This window comes from Pseudomonas sp. HN11 (assembly GCF_021390155.1).
Classification (GTDB): Bacteria; Pseudomonadota; Gammaproteobacteria; order Pseudomonadales; family Pseudomonadaceae; genus Aquipseudomonas.
The window spans coordinates 4,758,410-4,773,524 of sequence record NZ_CP089985.1 but is presented as its reverse complement, the minus strand read 5'-3'; the positions used below and the strand labels follow the sequence as shown (position 1 = coordinate 4,773,524).

General features: G+C 59.7%; 16 protein-coding genes. 14 read left to right on the top strand and 2 right to left on the bottom strand.

Annotated features, from left to right (window positions below; genetic code table 11):
* Nucleotides 1–52 precede the first annotated feature (52 nt).
* Entirely contained in the window at nucleotides 53–856 is an 804-nt protein-coding gene (locus LVW35_RS21700) for an IclR family transcriptional regulator (protein WP_233891974.1), read from the top strand.
* Here LVW35_RS21700 and LVW35_RS21695 read toward each other — a convergent pair whose 3' ends face one another.
* Complete coding sequence (locus LVW35_RS21695; protein ID WP_233896532.1) at nucleotides 857–1,909, bottom strand: NAD(P)-dependent alcohol dehydrogenase; 1,053 nt, start codon at nucleotides 1,907–1,909, stop codon at nucleotides 857–859.
* Nucleotides 1,910–2,133: 224 nt separating this feature from the next.
* On the opposite strand from LVW35_RS21695, the gene LVW35_RS21690 reads away from it, so the two are divergent.
* A complete protein-coding gene (locus tag LVW35_RS21690) occupies nucleotides 2,134–3,027 on the top strand; it encodes an AraC family transcriptional regulator (RefSeq protein ID WP_233891973.1) in 894 nt (297 codons plus the stop codon).
* A gap of 117 nt (nucleotides 3,028–3,144) precedes the next feature.
* Here LVW35_RS21690 and LVW35_RS21685 read toward each other — a convergent pair whose 3' ends face one another.
* Nucleotides 3,145–4,809 (bottom strand): electron transfer flavoprotein-ubiquinone oxidoreductase, encoded by a 1,665-nt coding sequence (locus LVW35_RS21685; RefSeq protein WP_010208416.1) that lies wholly within the window; start codon nucleotides 4,807–4,809, stop codon nucleotides 3,145–3,147.
* A 506-nt stretch (nucleotides 4,810–5,315) separates the two neighbouring features.
* Between LVW35_RS21685 and LVW35_RS21680 the strand changes: the two genes are divergently transcribed.
* From LVW35_RS21680 to LVW35_RS21625, 12 genes are all read left to right on the top strand, one after another.
* The gene (locus LVW35_RS21680; RefSeq protein ID WP_159959041.1) at nucleotides 5,316–6,065 is read left to right on the top strand and encodes an electron transfer flavoprotein subunit beta/FixA family protein; all 750 of its coding nucleotides are present in this window, start codon (nucleotides 5,316–5,318) and stop codon (nucleotides 6,063–6,065) included.
* Between the two features lie 2 nt (nucleotides 6,066–6,067).
* Nucleotides 6,068–6,997 (top strand): electron transfer flavoprotein subunit alpha/FixB family protein, encoded by a 930-nt coding sequence (locus LVW35_RS21675; RefSeq protein ID WP_233891972.1) that lies wholly within the window; start codon nucleotides 6,068–6,070, stop codon nucleotides 6,995–6,997.
* 70 nt (nucleotides 6,998–7,067) lie between these two features.
* Complete coding sequence (locus tag LVW35_RS21670) at nucleotides 7,068–7,883, top strand: substrate-binding periplasmic protein (protein WP_233891971.1); 816 nt, start codon at nucleotides 7,068–7,070, stop codon at nucleotides 7,881–7,883.
* A 9-nt stretch (nucleotides 7,884–7,892) separates the two neighbouring features.
* On the top strand, nucleotides 7,893–8,255 hold the full coding sequence (locus tag LVW35_RS21665) for a DUF4398 domain-containing protein (RefSeq protein ID WP_233891970.1): 363 nt from the start codon (nucleotides 7,893–7,895) through the stop codon (nucleotides 8,253–8,255).
* Nucleotides 8,252–9,067, top strand: coding sequence for an OmpA family protein (locus tag LVW35_RS21660; RefSeq protein ID WP_233891969.1), 816 nt, complete (start codon nucleotides 8,252–8,254; stop codon nucleotides 9,065–9,067). Before LVW35_RS21665 ends, LVW35_RS21660 begins: the two co-directional genes overlap by 4 nt.
* A 249-nt stretch (nucleotides 9,068–9,316) precedes the next feature.
* Nucleotides 9,317–10,756, top strand: a complete 1,440-nt coding sequence (locus LVW35_RS21655; RefSeq protein ID WP_015885400.1) for an aminotransferase-like domain-containing protein — start codon at nucleotides 9,317–9,319, stop codon at nucleotides 10,754–10,756.
* Nucleotides 10,757–10,860: 104 nt separating this feature from the next.
* Nucleotides 10,861–11,328: a translation initiation factor 2 gene (locus LVW35_RS21650; protein WP_233891968.1), complete on the top strand. Its 468-nt coding sequence runs from the start codon at nucleotides 10,861–10,863 to the stop codon at nucleotides 11,326–11,328.
* Between the two features lie 161 nt (nucleotides 11,329–11,489).
* Nucleotides 11,490–11,744 carry a YkgJ family cysteine cluster protein gene (locus tag LVW35_RS21645; RefSeq protein WP_233891967.1) on the top strand — a complete coding sequence of 85 codons (255 nt, stop codon included), beginning with the start codon at nucleotides 11,490–11,492 and terminating at the stop codon, nucleotides 11,742–11,744.
* Nucleotides 11,745–11,785: 41 nt separating this feature from the next.
* Nucleotides 11,786–12,391 (top strand): START domain-containing protein, encoded by a 606-nt coding sequence (locus LVW35_RS21640; RefSeq protein WP_177112196.1) that lies wholly within the window; start codon nucleotides 11,786–11,788, stop codon nucleotides 12,389–12,391.
* A gap of 103 nt (nucleotides 12,392–12,494) precedes the next feature.
* Nucleotides 12,495–12,731, top strand: a complete 237-nt coding sequence (locus LVW35_RS21635) for a hypothetical protein (RefSeq protein WP_025999984.1) — start codon at nucleotides 12,495–12,497, stop codon at nucleotides 12,729–12,731.
* Between the two features lie 213 nt (nucleotides 12,732–12,944).
* Entirely contained in the window at nucleotides 12,945–13,286 is a 342-nt protein-coding gene (locus LVW35_RS21630; protein ID WP_010208429.1) for a ribonuclease E inhibitor RraB, read from the top strand.
* A 415-nt stretch (nucleotides 13,287–13,701) separates the two neighbouring features.
* Entirely contained in the window at nucleotides 13,702–15,111 is a 1,410-nt protein-coding gene (locus LVW35_RS21625) for a circularly permuted type 2 ATP-grasp protein (RefSeq protein WP_233891966.1), read from the top strand.
* The last annotated feature ends 4 nt before the right edge of the window (nucleotides 15,112–15,115 follow it).

Below are 15,115 nucleotides of genomic sequence, written 5' to 3'. Positions count from 1 at the left end.
GTCCGTGATTTGCCATAATGGCGCCGCTTTCGTACTTCCCAATAGGCCCGATATGCAGGAAAACGCCCACACCCCCGTCAAAGACGCCGCCCCCACTGGCACCCAGACCCTGCTGCGTGGCCTGGGCGTGGTGCAAGCGGTGGCGGCCGGTGCGAGGGATCTGAAAGAGATTGCCAAGCGCATCGGCACCACCCGCAGCACCACCCACCGCCTGGCCAGTTGCCTGGTGGAAGAGCGTTACCTGCGCGTGGTGCCGCAAGTGGGTTATCTGTTGGGGCCGAAGTTGATTGAGCTTGGTTTTCAGGCGCGGGAAGAATTGCCGCTGGTGACCTTGGCTGTTCCGTATCTGGATGAGTTGTCGGCGCTGACCGGTGACACCATTCACCTGGCTATCCGTGAATACGACGACGTGCTTTACCTGCACAAGAACCCCGGCCGCAATGGCCCGGAAATGCGCTCGCGGGTCGGCCATCGCATGCCGCTGGCGCGTACCGGTATCGGCAAGGCATTGCTGTTGGATGACTCGGCAGAGGAGTGGCAGCGCTTATACGAAGTCAGCCTGCCGGCGGGTGGGAAAAACCTGCAATGGCCGCAGCATCCGGAGCAATCCTGGGCACAGTTCGAGCAGCGCATGCGTGAATACGTCGTAGGCGGTTATGCGTTCGACCTGGAAGACAACGAACCGTCGATCCGCTGCGTGGCGGCACCGGTGCGTGATGCCAGCCGGCGCATTGTCGCCGGCATCAGCATCGCCAGTACGGTGCCCTACATGCCGCTGGAGAAAATGGCCGAGCTGATTCCCGTGGTCAAACAGGTCGCAGCTCGGCTGTCGGCGGAGTTGGGCGCTAAAGCCTGATCAGACTTTCAAGGTCGCCATATCGATGACAAAGCGGTACTTCACATCGCCGGCGATCATGCGGCTGTAGGCTTCGTTGATGTGGCGAATATCGAGCATTTCGATGTCGCAGCTGATGCCGTGTTCGGCGCAGAAATCCAGGACTTCCTGAGTTTCGGCAATGCCACCGATTAATGAACCGGCCAGGACCTTACGGCCCATGATCAGCTTGGTTGCGTTCACGGGTGGGTCCACCGGCTCGATCAGGCCGACCAGGATATGCACGCCGTCAAAACGCAATACGTCGAGGTAGGGGTTCAGGTCGTGCTGCACCGGGATGGTGTCCAGCAGGAAATCGAAACTGCCGGCGGCGGCTTGCATCTGCTCTGCATCGGTGGACACGATCACATGGTCGGCGCCCTGGCGACGGCCTTCTTCGGCCTTGCTCGCCGAGCGGGTGAACAGCGTGACTTCTGCGTCCATGGCCTTGGCGAACTTGATGCCCATATGGCCCAGGCCGCCCATGCCCAGCACGCCGACTTTATCGCCGGCCTTCACGCCGTAGTGCTTGAGCGGCGAGTAGGTGGTGATGCCGGCACACAGGATCGGTGCGGCGCTGGCCAGGTCGAGCTTGGCCGGGATTTTCACCACAAAGTGTTCGCTGACCACGATGCTGTCCGAGTAGCCGCCCATGGTGTTGCTGCCGTCGACGCGGTCCGGGGTGGCGTAGGTCATGGTCGGGCCTTCGAGGCAGTATTGCTCTAGGTCTGCCTTGCACGCATCGCAGTGACGGCACGAGTCGACCATGCAGCCCACGCCGACCAGATCACCGATTTTGTGCGCGGTGACGTTGGCGCCAACGGCGGTGATCTTGCCGACGATCTCGTGGCCCGGCATCAGCGGGTACACGGCGATGCCCCATTCGTTGCGCGCCTGGTGGATGTCGGAGTGGCAGACGCCGCAGTACAGGATCTCGATCGCCACGTCATCGGCGCGCGGGCTGCGGCGCTGGAACGACATGGGGGCGAGGGGAGTGGTGGCCGACTGGGCGGCATAACCGATGGCGGTGTACATGGGGAAACCTCGCAAAAGCAATGACAGGTGAGGCGGCGCATTCTCCGCGCCACCCCTGACTGCGGCCATGGCGATTGCTCCGAGTCTCATGCCTAAAGCTCCGGAGGAGCAGCTAAAAGCGGCAAGCTTCCAGCGGCAAGCGATAAACTGCGCTCTTTCTTGCAGCTTGTGGCTTGAAATTAGCCGGCCTGCACCAAGACGTGATTTTTGCGAGAGCTGCTTTTATGTTGTTGACCCGCCATCTCGATGCCAACGCCACACTGGTGGCCTTGATTGAGGGGCTCGCGCCCCGCGACGGTTTTTCCCCTACGAACCTGCCCGGCGTGCAGGTGTTGCGCGCCAGTTGTGATGTGGCGCGTGGGCCGCAGATCTATGAGCCGAGCCTGATGTTCGTCGCCCAGGGCAGCAAAGTCGCCTACCTGGGCCCGCGCACGCTGGAGTATGGCGCCGGGCACTACTTGATCCAGGCGATGCCGGTACCGTTCGAGTGCGAGACGTTTGCCATGGCGTCCGATGCGCCGTTGTATGGCGTGACAGTAGGCATTGATCGCGTGGTGTTGGGTGAACTGGTCATGGGCATGGGCATGCAGGCCGGGCCGCCGCCGACGGCGCAGACGCTGGAGTCGATGAGTTCGGTGATGCTCGATGACGCGATGCGCGGTGCCGTCGAGCGGCTATTGCAGTGCCTGCACGATCCGCTGGAAAGCCGGATCATGGGCCCGGCGCGGGTCAGGGAAGTGTTGTTCACCGCTTTGCGCGGTCCGCAGGCGGATGTATTGCGAGCGCTGGTGGAACAGCAGGGGCAGTTTTCGCGGATCGCCACCTCGTTGAATCACCTGCATGCCCATTACGCCGAGCCGCTGAATATCGAGACGCTGGCGGGATATGCGCACATGAGTGCGTCGACGTTTCATGAGCACTTCAAACGCTGTACGTTGTTGTCGCCGGTGCAGTATCTGAAGCGTCTGCGCCTCCTCAAGGCTCAGCAACTGTTGCTGGTGGACGGCATGGGCGTGGCACAGGCGGCGCATAGCGTGGGGTATCAGAGCACGTCGCAGTTCAGTCGGGAATACAAGCGCTACTTCCTGCGCAATCCCGGCGAAGAGCGCGCTGCTTAAATTTTCCCTGATACGGTGGGATCAAAACTGTGGGAGCGGGCGTGCTCGCACACATTTGACCGAGTCGAGCACAAAAAAGGCCCTCGCAATGAGGGCCTCGTTTTTCAAACAGCGGACTTACATGTTCGGGTAAGTCGGCCCACCCGCGCCTTCCGGCGTAACCCATGTGATGTTCTGCGAAGGGTCCTTGATGTCACAGGTCTTGCAGTGCACGCAGTTCTGGGCGTTGATCTGGAAGCGCTTCTCGCCGTCTTCTTTGGTGATCACTTCATACACGCCGGCCGGGCAGTAGCGCTGCGCCGGTTCATCGTAGAGCGGCAGGTTGGTGCCGATCGGGATGCTCGGGTCCTTGAGCTTCAAGTGGCACGGTTGCTCTTCTTCGTGGTTGGTACCGGAGATGAACACCGAGCTCAACTTGTCGAAGCTCAGCTTGCCGTCGGGTTTCGGGTAGTCGATTTTCTTGCTGTCCTTGGCCAGCTTGAGGCAGGCGTAGTCCGGCTTGGTGTCGTGCAGGGTGAACGGCATCTTGCCGCCCAGGATGTTCTGGTCGAACCAGTTGAAGCCGGCGCCGATGATCGGACCGAACTTGTGCATCGCCGGGCCAAAGTTGCGACTGGCGAACAGTTCTTCGTAGAGCCAGCTCGACTTGAAGCTATCGACGTAAGCGGTCAGTTCATCACCGCCTTCGGATTCGGCGAACAGGCGATCGGCCACGGCGTCGGCGGCGAGCATGCCGGACTTCATCGCGGTGTGGCTGCCTTTGATCTTGGCGAAGTTGAGGGTGCCGAGGTCGCAACCGATCAGCGCGCCGCCCTTGAAGACCATCTTCGGCAGCGAGTTCAGGCCGCCTTTGCAGATAGCGCGGGCGCCGTAGCTGATGCGCTTGCCGCCTTCCAGGTACTGGGCCAGCACCGGGTGGTGCTTGAGGCGCTGGAACTCATCGAACGGCGACAGGAAGGTGTTGCTGTAGGACAGGTCGACGATCAGGCCCACCACCACCTGGTTGTTTTCCAGGTGATAGAGGAACGAGCCGCCGGTGTTTTCAGCGCTCATGATGTCCAGCGGCCAACCGGCGGTGTGCACCACCAGGCCTGGTTGATGCTTGGCCGGGTCGATTTCCCAGATTTCCTTCAGGCCGATGCCGTAGTGCTGGGCGTCGGCGTCGCTGTCCAGATTGAAGCGCTGGATCAGTTGCTTGCCGATATGGCCACGGCACCCTTCGGCGAACAGAGTGTACTTGCCACGCAGTTCCATGCCAGGGGTGTAGACGCCTTCTTTCGGATTGCCCTCGCGGTCGACGCCGAGGTCGCCGGTGATGATCCCGCGCACCACGCCGTTTTCGTCGAACAGCGCCTCCTGGGCGGCGAAGCCTGGGTAGACTTCCACGCCCAGGTTCTCGGCCTGCTGGGCCAGCCAGCGGCACAGGTTGCCCAGGGAAATGATGTAGTTGCCTTCGTTGTGCATGGTCTTGGGCACGAAGAAGTCAGGCACCTTGGTGGAGGCTTCAGGGCTGCGCAATACATAAATGTCATCGCGCACCACCGGAGTGTTGAGCGGGGCGCCGAGTTCTTTCCAGTCCGGGAACAGTTCGTTCAGGGCACGTGGTTCGAACACGGCACCGGAGAGGATATGCGCACCGACTTCGGAGCCTTTCTCGACCACGCAGACGCTGATTTCCTTACCGGCTTCGGCGGCCTTCTGCTTCAGGCGGCAGGCGGCAGACAGTCCCGCCGGGCCAGCGCCGACGATGACCACGTCGAATTCCATGTATTCGCGTTCCACAGGCTATCTCCTACTCAAGGCTCAACAGGCTTTTTTTTCTAATGGGTGGAGGTTCGGTATCGTCGTGCGGCAACGGCAGGACCCACCTTTCTCTCTAGGTGGCGCATTATATCTACACCACTGTCAGCGTCCAATACAAACGTTTGTTTGAATTGCCTGCAGGCTAGGTAAATCAAAGTGGCGCGGCTTATGACTGGCTATTTTGCTGTATTGACCAGAATAGGTGTTCCGGTCAATATACGGTCGGTTTTGCGCTAACCGTAGGCAGACTGCAGGTTTCAAGAGCACGTCCAAAAGCAAGACAGGTGACGCGCGTCCAGACAATGGCGCGCAGTTTACACGCTGCGATAAAGAATGACCTCTCAGTCACCACTGACGAACGGTCATCATTTCCCGTGAGCAAGGTCGCCGCCTGCGTTTTTGGAGGTGCCCTTGTGTGCCGATGAGCATCAACCGCCAGGTTCGCCTAGGCGACTTTCTTTTCACCGGAGAGTAACGAGGAATCCATGAAGGTTCTTGTAGCTGTCAAACGCGTTGTCGATTACAACGTGAAAGTTCGCGTCAAGGCGGACAATTCCGGCGTCGACCTTGCTAACGTCAAAATGTCGATGAACCCTTTCTGCGAAATCGCTGTGGAAGAAGCCGTCCGCCTGAAAGAGAAAGGCGTGGCGACTGAAATCGTCGTGGTTTCCATCGGTCCCGCCACTGCTCAAGAGCAGCTGCGTACCGCCCTGGCACTGGGTGCCGACCGCGCCATCCTGGTCGAGTCCGCTGAAGAGCTGACCTCCCTGGCCGTGGCCAAGCTGCTCAAAGCCGTTGTCGACAAGGAACAGCCTCAGTTGGTGATCCTCGGCAAACAGGCCATCGACAGCGACAACAACCAGACTGGCCAGATGCTGGCTGCGCTGACCGGTTACGGCCAGGGCACCTTCGCTTCCAAAGTCGAAGTGAGCGGCGACAGCGTGGCCGTGACCCGTGAAATCGACGGCGGCGCGCAGACCGTTTCCCTGAAACTGCCGGCCATCGTCACCACCGACCTGCGTTTGAACGAGCCGCGCTACGCGTCCCTGCCAAACATCATGAAAGCCAAGAAGAAGCCGCTTGAGTCGGTTACTCCTGACGCTTTGGGCGTTTCCACCGCCTCCACCAACAAGACCGTCAAGGTTGAAGCACCGGCTGCACGCAGCGCGGGCATCAAGGTCAAGTCTGTTGCTGAGTTGGTCGAGAAACTGAAAAACGAAGCGAAGGTGATCTGATCATGACTATCCTCGTAATCGCCGAACACGATAACAAGGTGCTGGCCCCAGCCACCCTGAACACCGTGGCCGCTGCCGCTAAAATCGGTGGCGACATTCACGTACTGGTTGCAGGCCAAGGCGCTGGCGCCGTGGCTGAAGCCGCTGCAAAAATCGCAGGCGTGAGCAAAGTCCTGAACGCTGACAATGCCGCCTACGCGCATCAGTTGCCGGAAAACGTCGCTCCACTGGTTGCCGAGTTGGGCAAGGGCTACAGCCACATCCTGGCTGCCGCCACCTCCAACGGCAAAAACATCCTGCCACGCGTTGCCGCGCAGCTGGATGTTGACCAGATCTCCGAGATCATCTCGGTCGAAAGCGCCGACACCTTCAAGCGCCCGATCTACGCGGGTAACGCCATCGCGACCGTACAGTCCAACGCTTCGGTCAAAGTCATCACCGTACGTGCCACCGGTTTCGACCCGGTTGCCGCCGAAGGGGGTTCGGCTGCCGTTGAAGCCGTTGCGGCTGCCCATGACGCTGGCACCTCCAGCTTTGTCGGCGAAGAACTGGCCAAGTCGGATCGCCCTGAGCTGACCGCTGCCAAGATCGTCGTTTCCGGCGGCCGTGGCATGCAGAACGGTGACAACTTCAAGCACCTGTATGCCCTGGCCGACAAGCTGGGCGCTGCGGTCGGCGCTTCCCGCGCGGCCGTCGACGCAGGTTTCGTACCCAACGACATGCAGGTTGGCCAGACCGGCAAGATCGTTGCGCCACAGCTGTACATCGCCGTCGGTATCTCCGGCGCGATCCAGCACTTGGCCGGTATGAAAGACTCCAAAGTGATCGTTGCGATCAACAAGGACGAAGAAGCGCCGATCTTCCAGGTGGCGGATTACGGCCTGGTGGCGGACTTGTTCGAAGCCGTCCCTGAGTTGGAGAAGCTGGTCTAATCCAGTCGCTTCACTTATAAAGAGCCCGGTCCTTGTGACCGGGCTTTTTTTTGACTTGGAGACACACGCCATGGAATTGCGCTCTTGGGCTCTACTGCTGGGCCTCACATTGCTGCCTACGTTGTCGTTGGCCGCCAGCAAATGCGACCGCCTGGTGATCACTGGTAGCCCGGACGCACCGCCGTTGCTGTGGCGCGACCCACAAGACCCCACGCACCTGATCGGCGCCACCGCCGATGTGTTGCAACAAGTGGGCAAGGATCTCGGGTTGAAAATCGACCTGCTCTACGGCGGCAAGCGTTCCCTGGCCCTGGATGAAGTGCGCAGCGGGCGCATGGACATTCTCGCCGACGCACCGCTGAACCTGGGCGAACTGGAAACCCTCGACTACATCCATCCTGCCCTGGTTCAGCTCGACTACCTGGTGTGGACGCGCAGGGATTCGGCGCTGGCCTATGCCACGGCCGACGACTTGCATGGCCACAAAGGGGCGGTGTCGGAACGGGCGCGTTTGAGCGCTGCCTTTGAAACTTTCGCCGGTGAGCAACTGAACCTGCAACACCTGCCGTCGTTGACGCCGGCGTTTCAGAAGCTACTGCTGGGTGAAGTCGACTACGTGCTCGCCGGGCGTTATTCCGGCATGGCCATGGCGCAGACCTTGGGCATGAGCAATGACTTGATCGCCCGCGATGTGCCCATCGACCAGCCGGGCCTGTACCTGGCGATTTCCCACAACTCGGCCTGCAATGATCCGTGGCTGCGCGGACAGCTGGCGAAAAAGATGACAGAATTGCCCGCGTCCGGTGTGGCGCAAGCTGCGTTGCAGAGCAATCTGGCGCGCTGGAAAGCGCAATTGCAGCAACCCGTCGGCACCCCAACAAAGTAGGGATTTTCAGTGACTCTTCGACCTCTTTTCGCGGCCCTCGCCGTTGTCGCTCTGGCGGGATGTGCAGCCGATCCTGCGCCGAATGAACAAATGCGCCTTACCCAGCAAGCCTTGGAGCAAGCCAGCGCCGTGGGTGCCAACGCGGATGAATCGCCTGAGTTGAAACTGGCCGAAGCCAAGTTCGCCCGGGCCAAGTCGAGCATGGCCGACCAATCCTACAAAAACGCACGTATGCGTTTCGAGCAAGCCGAACTGGATGCACGCCTGGCCGAAGCCAAGGTGCTGACCCGCAAGAGCCAGGAGCAGTTGAACGTGCTCAATACCCGCATCACCCGTCTGCGCAAGCAACTGCAGTTGGGAGAAGCCCAATGAGCCCGATGATCCGCGGTGTTAGCTGTGCGGTGCTGTTGGGCACTGCCGTGTTGGGCGGCTGTGCCAGCCATCCGGACAGCGAGCAGGCCTTGCAACAGGCGGGTAACGATTTCCAGCAAGTCAAGGAAGATGCCAACGTGTTGCGCTTTGCGCCCAAAGACGTGATCCGCGCCGGTGAATCCCTGGCTCGCGCCGACCGTTTGTCCAGCTACTGGGGCAGTGGCGCCGACGTGGTGCATTACGCCTACCTGAGCCAGCGCTACAGCGCCATCGCCCGCGAACACACCGAGCAGGGGCTCAACGAAGAGCGCCGCGTCAAGCTCGAACTGGAGCGCCAGCGCCTGCAATTGGCCCTGCGTGAAAACAAGCTCATCAGTGTGCAGCAACAGGGCAAATGGCTTGAAGAACAGATCGCCAGCCTGGCCACCACCCAGACTGATCGCGGCCTGGTGATGACCCTGGGCGATGTACTGTTCGACACCGGTGAAGCAGAGCTGAAAAACTCGGCCAATCGCACCGTGCTGAAAATCGTACAGTTCCTGCAACTCAACCCCAAGCGCGTGGTGCGCATCGAGGGTTATGCCGACAACACCGGCGGTGAACGGGAGAACCTCAAACTGTCCCGTGACCGTGCGCAGTCGGTGGCGGATGTATTGGTAGACCTGGGGATCGACGAAAAACGCATCCAGGTTGAGGGTTATGGCGACCAATATCCGGTAGAGGCCAATGCCTCCGAGCGGGGCAGGGCGCAGAACCGTCGTGTGGAAATTGTGTTCTCGGACGAGAAAGGCCAGCTCGGCGCCGCTCGATAGGCGCCTGACACAAATCAAACTGTGGGAGCGGGCTTGCTCGCGAAGGCGGTGTACCAGTCAGTATTTCATTAGCTGACACACTGCCTTCGCGAGCGAGCCCGCTCCCACTTTTTTGGCGTAGACCCACAGAGTTTTTGCTGTCACTGCGGCCCGTGCTCGACTATTGTGTCAACTGTCCCCGTACACTTCTAAACTGTGCCGGTATGTTTCACACAAAAATAAAATACCCGTGAAATCGAGTGCTGCGTCATGACCAATCTGTTGCTTTACCAACGTATCGCCCAGCAACTGGCTGAGGATATCCGGCGCGGTGTCTATCAACCGGGCGAGCGCGTGCCTTCGGTGCGCAAGATGAGCTCACAGTTGAACGTCAGCCACGCCACGGTGTTGCAGGCCTACGCCAACCTGGAAGACCAGGGGCTGATCCGGGCGCGACCGCAGTCCGGCTACTACGTGCACCAGACGCCAGCACTCACCGCGCCGACGCCAGACATCGCGCGCGTCGAACGCCCAGGGCTGGTCACCCGCAGCAGCATTATCCAGCAGGTGTTGGGCGAGTCGCGCCGCGAAGGGGTGTTTCCATTGGGCGCTGCAGTGCCGAGCGTGGATTACCTGCCGGTACGCGCGCTGCACCAGCAGTTGGCCAAGGTCACGCGCTTCCAGAGCCCTCGGGCATTCAGTTACATGTTCAGCCCCGGTTTCGAGCCGCTGCGCCGCCAGGTGGCGATACGCATGCGCGATGCGGGCGTGGTGGTGGACCCTTCCGAAGTGGTGATCACCCACGGTTGCGTCGATGCCCTGCAGATGTCGCTGCGGGTGCTGACGCGGCCTGGCGACCTGATTGCCGCTGAATCGCCGACCTATTACGGCTTGCTGCAATTGGCTGATCTGCTGGGCCTCAAGGTCATCGAGATCCCCAGCGATCCGTCCACCGGCATGAGCCTGGAAGCCCTGCAACTGGCGGCCAACCAATGGTCGATCAAGGCGTTGGTGCTGACCACGCGGCTGAGCAACCCGCTGGGCGGCACCATGCCCGAAGAACGGCAAAAACAGTTGCTACGCTTGGCGTCGGACTTCGATATCCAGATCGTCGAGGACGATATCTACGGCGAGCTGATGTTCGAATTGGGCCGCACCAAGGCCCTGAAAGCCTATGACCGCCTGGATCGAGTGATCTATTGCTCAAGCTTTTCCAAGACGCTGTCTCCCGGCGTGCGCATCGGCTGGATGATCGCCGGCAAGTACCAGCAGGAAATCCAGCGTTTGCAGATGTTCAGCACCCATTCCGCGTGCAGCGTCACCCAGATGGGCGTCGCCGCGTACCTGGAAAACGGCGGCTATGATCGACACCTGCGTTATATCCGCCAGGAGTACCGTAAGAATCTCAGCGCCTTCCAACTGGCCGTGCAGCAATATTTCCCGGAAGGCACACAGATGACGCGTCCGACCGGCGGTTTCATCCTGTGGGTCAGTTTGCCCGGACGGGTCAACACCCAGGAACTGCACGTGCGCGCACTGCAACAGGGCATCAGCATCGCGCCGGGGCTTATCTTCAGTAACACCGAACAGTTCAACCACTGTATTCGTCTCAACTGCGGCACGCCGTGGAACCGCGAAGCAGAGCGGGCGCTGATGACATTGGGGATGCTGGCGAGCCAGCTCTGCCAGGAAACCGCCGCCGGACTGTGACGCTCAGAAAGGGGACAAATCCTATAGCAAGCTAATCACCGCGCTTGTCATGCCGCGCACAACAAGCGAGCATATGGCCCTCTGCCGTTAATGCTGTAGGCAATATGACTTCGATTTTTCGCGCGGTTTTAGTGATTGGCCTGATAAGCCTGTGCAACGTCGGCACAGCGCTGGCGGCGGCACCTGTGAGCGAATCCAAGCCCGCCGCCAGTACCGAGCAGAAGTCTCCCGCGAAGAAGCCGCCCGCCGTGAAGAAGCAAGCGGCCAAGGTCAAGAAACGTGCGACCAGTAAGTCCAAGGCGTCTCGCGAAGTGACGCAGACGCAATTGCCACCGGCACAGTTGGACCTGTCGCTGCCGTCGGACATGGTCAGGCACTTGCAGCCCATCGGCACCATGCCCAAACCCAAGAGTGTGCCCCTGCTGCCACCGATGTTTGGCGAAAAACCCACTGACAACAGTGCCTTCCAGATCAACGGCAGACTACTCAGTAATGAGATGAAGCTGCAATTGCGCAACGAAGAACGGCGTGAAGTGGAAGGCGCAGCATTGGAATTCGAATTCAAGCAGTAATCTTTTCCCACAAAGGTGACGTCGGCCGCCGACCATGTGTCGGAGACTGGTCAGTCACGTTGGTTTTCTGCGAAAAACCCTGTTAGACCATTTTAAAACGGCTGTTTTAGGGCGTACTCTAGCCCCGCCATCCCTATTGAGTCGTCGAGGACCTGCTGGTCATGAATTGCCGTGAAGGCTGTGGCGCATGCTGCATCGCCCCCTCCATCAGTTCGCCATTACCCGGAATGCCACACGGCAAACCCGCAGGCGAACGCTGTGTGCACCTGTCGGTCGAACTGTTATGTCAGATTTTCGGTCAGCCGGAGCGACCGGCGGTGTGCAGTGATTTCAAGGCGGATCTCGAGGTCTGCGGCACCGACCAGGCCGATGCAATCCGTTTGATTGGCTGGTGGGAGGAGATGACGGCGGCTTGATGGGCTTTACTATCGCAACTTCAACAATAAGGAATACAACAATGGGTTCGTTGAAACGAATGGCTGTGTTGTGCGGTTTTACGGTGCTGTTTGCTGCCACTGCCCAGGCTGAGGATTGGCAAGTCGCCAAGGATGAAGACGGTATCAAGGTGTCCCTGAGCGAAATTGCCGGCTCCAAGTACAAGGCCTATCGCGGTGTGACCGTGATCAAGGCGCCTGTGGCAAAAATCGTTGCCCTCCAGGAAGACGTCGCCGGTGCCTGTGCCTGGATCCACGAGTGCAAATCCCAGAAGCTGGTCGACAAGAAAGGCGACGAGAGCTGGACCTACACCCAATTCAAAGCCCCGTTCCCTGTGACGGATCGTGATTCCTACCTGCATATCACTACGACCAAAGCGGCCGACGGCACGCTGACCCGTAAGCTGGAGGGCGTGCCGACCTACAAGCCTGAAGAAAAAGGCTACGTACGCGTCGCCCAGGTCGACGGCTTCTGGAAACTGGTGCCCAAAGGCGACAACCAGACCGAAGTCACCTACCAGGTGCACACCGAGCCAGGCGGCAGCGTGCCATCGTGGCTGGCCAACAAGTTCGTGGTGGACGCGCCGTTCAACACCTTGAAAGCCTTGAAAGAACACGCTGAAAAATAAGCGCAGTTGATCCGGTGCCTCCTGACTTGAGTGGAACGTTTGGCGAACCCTCAAGGTCCAGATAGAGGTAAGCCCACACATGGGTTTTATCGAGGAGGCACCGATGCAAAAGTGGCAGATTACCTTCGTTGATGATCACGGCGTTAAGTCCGTCGAGCAGTTCACCTGCGAGCAGAAGCCCAGCCTCGAAGATGCGGCACACATGATTCGCAACAAGCTGGTACCCGTCGCCGCCGAACTGGACCTCAATGACCTTGAGGGGCGCAAGCCCGAACCTACGGTCAAGATCCTCAAAGACCAGAACAGTATTCAGATCCTCGACATTTCTCCCGCCGCCTGAACAATCCCTGTACACCCCTCAAGCACCTCTGGTGGCGGCGAAAGCTTCGCGCTACTCTGCAAGTGAGATCAGCGAATGAATCGCTAGGTTCTGGTCTTGTCAGCTACATGCTTGTTTTCCAGCGGTGATGTTGTTGCCGTAGCTCCCACGCCAGTAAGGCGTGGGCTTCGGGAAGCACGGAAAGTCTATCCATCAATTCGAGGAGCACTTTTCATGAGCACAGCCTATCAAGAAGACATCAGCACCAATGTTCTGCGCCGCATGAAAGAGGGCGGCTTCGACTTCTCGCGTTTTCACCCCATCGAGTTCTACGCCATTTTCCCGGATGAGGAACGTGCGCGCAGGGCGGCGGGTGAGTTTCGTGGGGAATCCCTGAATGCCCAGGTCAGTGCGCGCGACGATGGCGCCTGGTACTTGGAGTTGAGCAAAATCATGTCTGCAACCTACGACGGCATAGGAGACTTCGAGCAAGACTTCGGGGCGGTGGTCGAGCCCTTGGGAGGAATCATCGAGGGATGGGGCGTGAAGCAGGAGGTGCGTGGGTTACCCATGTAGCGGCGAGCAGTATGAGAAATACAGCGTATCGGCTGACCTTAGGGTCGGCCGATTTTGTTTGTGCAGTTTTGTCGTCGAGATACCGCATCCCTGCAACTTTGCGGCGCAAAAAAAACCACCCGCGTAGGGTGGCTTAAAGGGAAGAGAGGTTCGCTGAAACTGTAGGGCATGCCCTGTTCAGCAGATGGTGCCGATTATCCGCAACCTTGGCCGGGCAGTGAAATCAACTCTGACTATGCTGTTGATAGTAAAAGCCCGCATTGCGATGAAGCGCAGGGCAGTGCAACGGGTATTTTGCGCACCAGGACGGTGCGGCTGGATTCTGGTTTTAATTCAAGGCACTGATTTTTAAGTGTTTATGCCGCTGGCACGGGCCTTGCGATGGTTCTTGCGCCCGGGTGACAAGGAGTTCGGCATGATCCGCACTTATTATGATGAAATGTACGATGGGGCGGGCCAGGTCCGGCCGCATTACCGCGAGTTCGCCCGCTGGTTGGCCGACACCCCGGAAGATCTGTTGGCCCAGCGCCGGCGCGAAGCCGATTTGCTGTTTCACCGCGCCGGGATCACTTTCACGCTCTATGGGGATGAGCAGGGAACCGAGCGCCTGATTCCCTTTGACACCATCCCGCGCAGCATCCCGGCCAGCGAATGGCGAATTGTCGAGCGTGGGTGTATCCAGCGGGTCAAGGCGCTGAACATGTTCCTCGCCGACCTGTATCACGAACAACGCATCATCACGGCCGGGATCATTCCCGCCGAGCAGGTGCTGGCGAACGAGCAATACCAGTTGGCGATGCAGGGCTTGGACCTGCACCGCGACCTGTATTCGCACATTTCCGGCGTTGACCTCGTACGCGATGGTGACGGCACGTACTACGTGCTGGAGGACAATCTGCGTACGCCCAGCGGCGTGAGCTACATGCTCGAAGACCGCAAGATGATGATGCGCCTGTTCCCGGAACTGTTCGCCGCCCAGCGCATCGCGCCTATCGATCACTATCCCAATCTGCTGCTCGATACCCTCAAAAGCTCCAGCCCCCTGGATAACCCCAGCGTGGTCGTATTGACCCCGGGTCGCTTCAATAGCGCGTTCTTCGAACATGCCTTTCTCGCCCGAGAAATGGGCGTGGAACTGGTGGAAGGCGCCGACCTGTTTGTGCGTGATGACCGCGTTTTCATGCGCACCACCGACGGGCCCAAGGCCGTGGACGTAATTTACCGACGCCTCGACGACGCGTTCCTTGACCCATTGGCCTTCAATCCTGATTCCATGCTCGGCGTACCCGGCCTGCTGGCGGCTTATCGCTCCGGTAACGTGGTGCTGGCCAACGCCATCGGCACGGGCGTGGCGGATGACAAATCGGTGTACCCCTTCGTCACCGATATGATCCGTTTTTACCTGGATGAAGAACCGATTCTAAAGAACGTTCCGACATTCCAATGCCGTAAGCCCGACGAACTGTCCCACGTGCTGGCCAATCTGCCGGACCTGGTGGTGAAGGAAACCCAGGGCTCCGGCGGCTACGGCATGCTGGTGGGCCCGGCGTCCACCGCCGCTGAAATCGAGGCGTTCCGTGCACGTATCAAGGCCAAGCCCCACGCCTATATCGCCCAGCCGACGTTGTGTTTATCCACCTGTCCGACCTTTGTCGAAAACGGCATAGCGCCGCGCCATATCGACCTGCGTCCGTTCGTGTTGTCTGGCAAGGAAACCCGTGTTGTCCCCGGCGGCTTGACCCGGGTGGCGTTGCGCGAAGGCTCGCTGGTGGTCAACTCGTCCCAGGGCGGCGGCACCAAAGACACCTGGGTGGTCGAGGACTGATGCC

Bases quoted from the DNA above. Each gene is read 5' to 3' on its own strand.
- LVW35_RS21700 (WP_233891974.1), top strand. From the start codon at position 53: ATGCAGGAAAACGCCCACACCCCCGTCAAAGACGCCGCCCCCACTGGC.
- LVW35_RS21695 (WP_233896532.1), bottom strand. From the start codon at position 1,909: ATGTACACCGCCATCGGTTATGCCGCCCAGTCGGCCACCACTCCCCTC.
- LVW35_RS21690 (WP_233891973.1), top strand. From the start codon at position 2,134: ATGTTGTTGACCCGCCATCTCGATGCCAACGCCACACTGGTGGCCTTG.
- LVW35_RS21680 (WP_159959041.1), top strand. From the start codon at position 5,316: ATGAAGGTTCTTGTAGCTGTCAAACGCGTTGTCGATTACAACGTGAAA.
- LVW35_RS21675 (WP_233891972.1), top strand. From the start codon at position 6,068: ATGACTATCCTCGTAATCGCCGAACACGATAACAAGGTGCTGGCCCCA.
- LVW35_RS21670 (WP_233891971.1), top strand. From the start codon at position 7,068: ATGGAATTGCGCTCTTGGGCTCTACTGCTGGGCCTCACATTGCTGCCT.
- LVW35_RS21660 (WP_233891969.1), top strand. From the start codon at position 8,252: ATGAGCCCGATGATCCGCGGTGTTAGCTGTGCGGTGCTGTTGGGCACT.
- LVW35_RS21655 (WP_015885400.1), top strand. From the start codon at position 9,317: ATGACCAATCTGTTGCTTTACCAACGTATCGCCCAGCAACTGGCTGAG.
- LVW35_RS21650 (WP_233891968.1), top strand. From the start codon at position 10,861: ATGACTTCGATTTTTCGCGCGGTTTTAGTGATTGGCCTGATAAGCCTG.
- LVW35_RS21645 (WP_233891967.1), top strand. From the start codon at position 11,490: ATGAATTGCCGTGAAGGCTGTGGCGCATGCTGCATCGCCCCCTCCATC.
- LVW35_RS21640 (WP_177112196.1), top strand. From the start codon at position 11,786: ATGGGTTCGTTGAAACGAATGGCTGTGTTGTGCGGTTTTACGGTGCTG.
- LVW35_RS21635 (WP_025999984.1), top strand. From the start codon at position 12,495: ATGCAAAAGTGGCAGATTACCTTCGTTGATGATCACGGCGTTAAGTCC.
- LVW35_RS21630 (WP_010208429.1), top strand. From the start codon at position 12,945: ATGAGCACAGCCTATCAAGAAGACATCAGCACCAATGTTCTGCGCCGC.
- LVW35_RS21625 (WP_233891966.1), top strand. From the start codon at position 13,702: ATGATCCGCACTTATTATGATGAAATGTACGATGGGGCGGGCCAGGTC.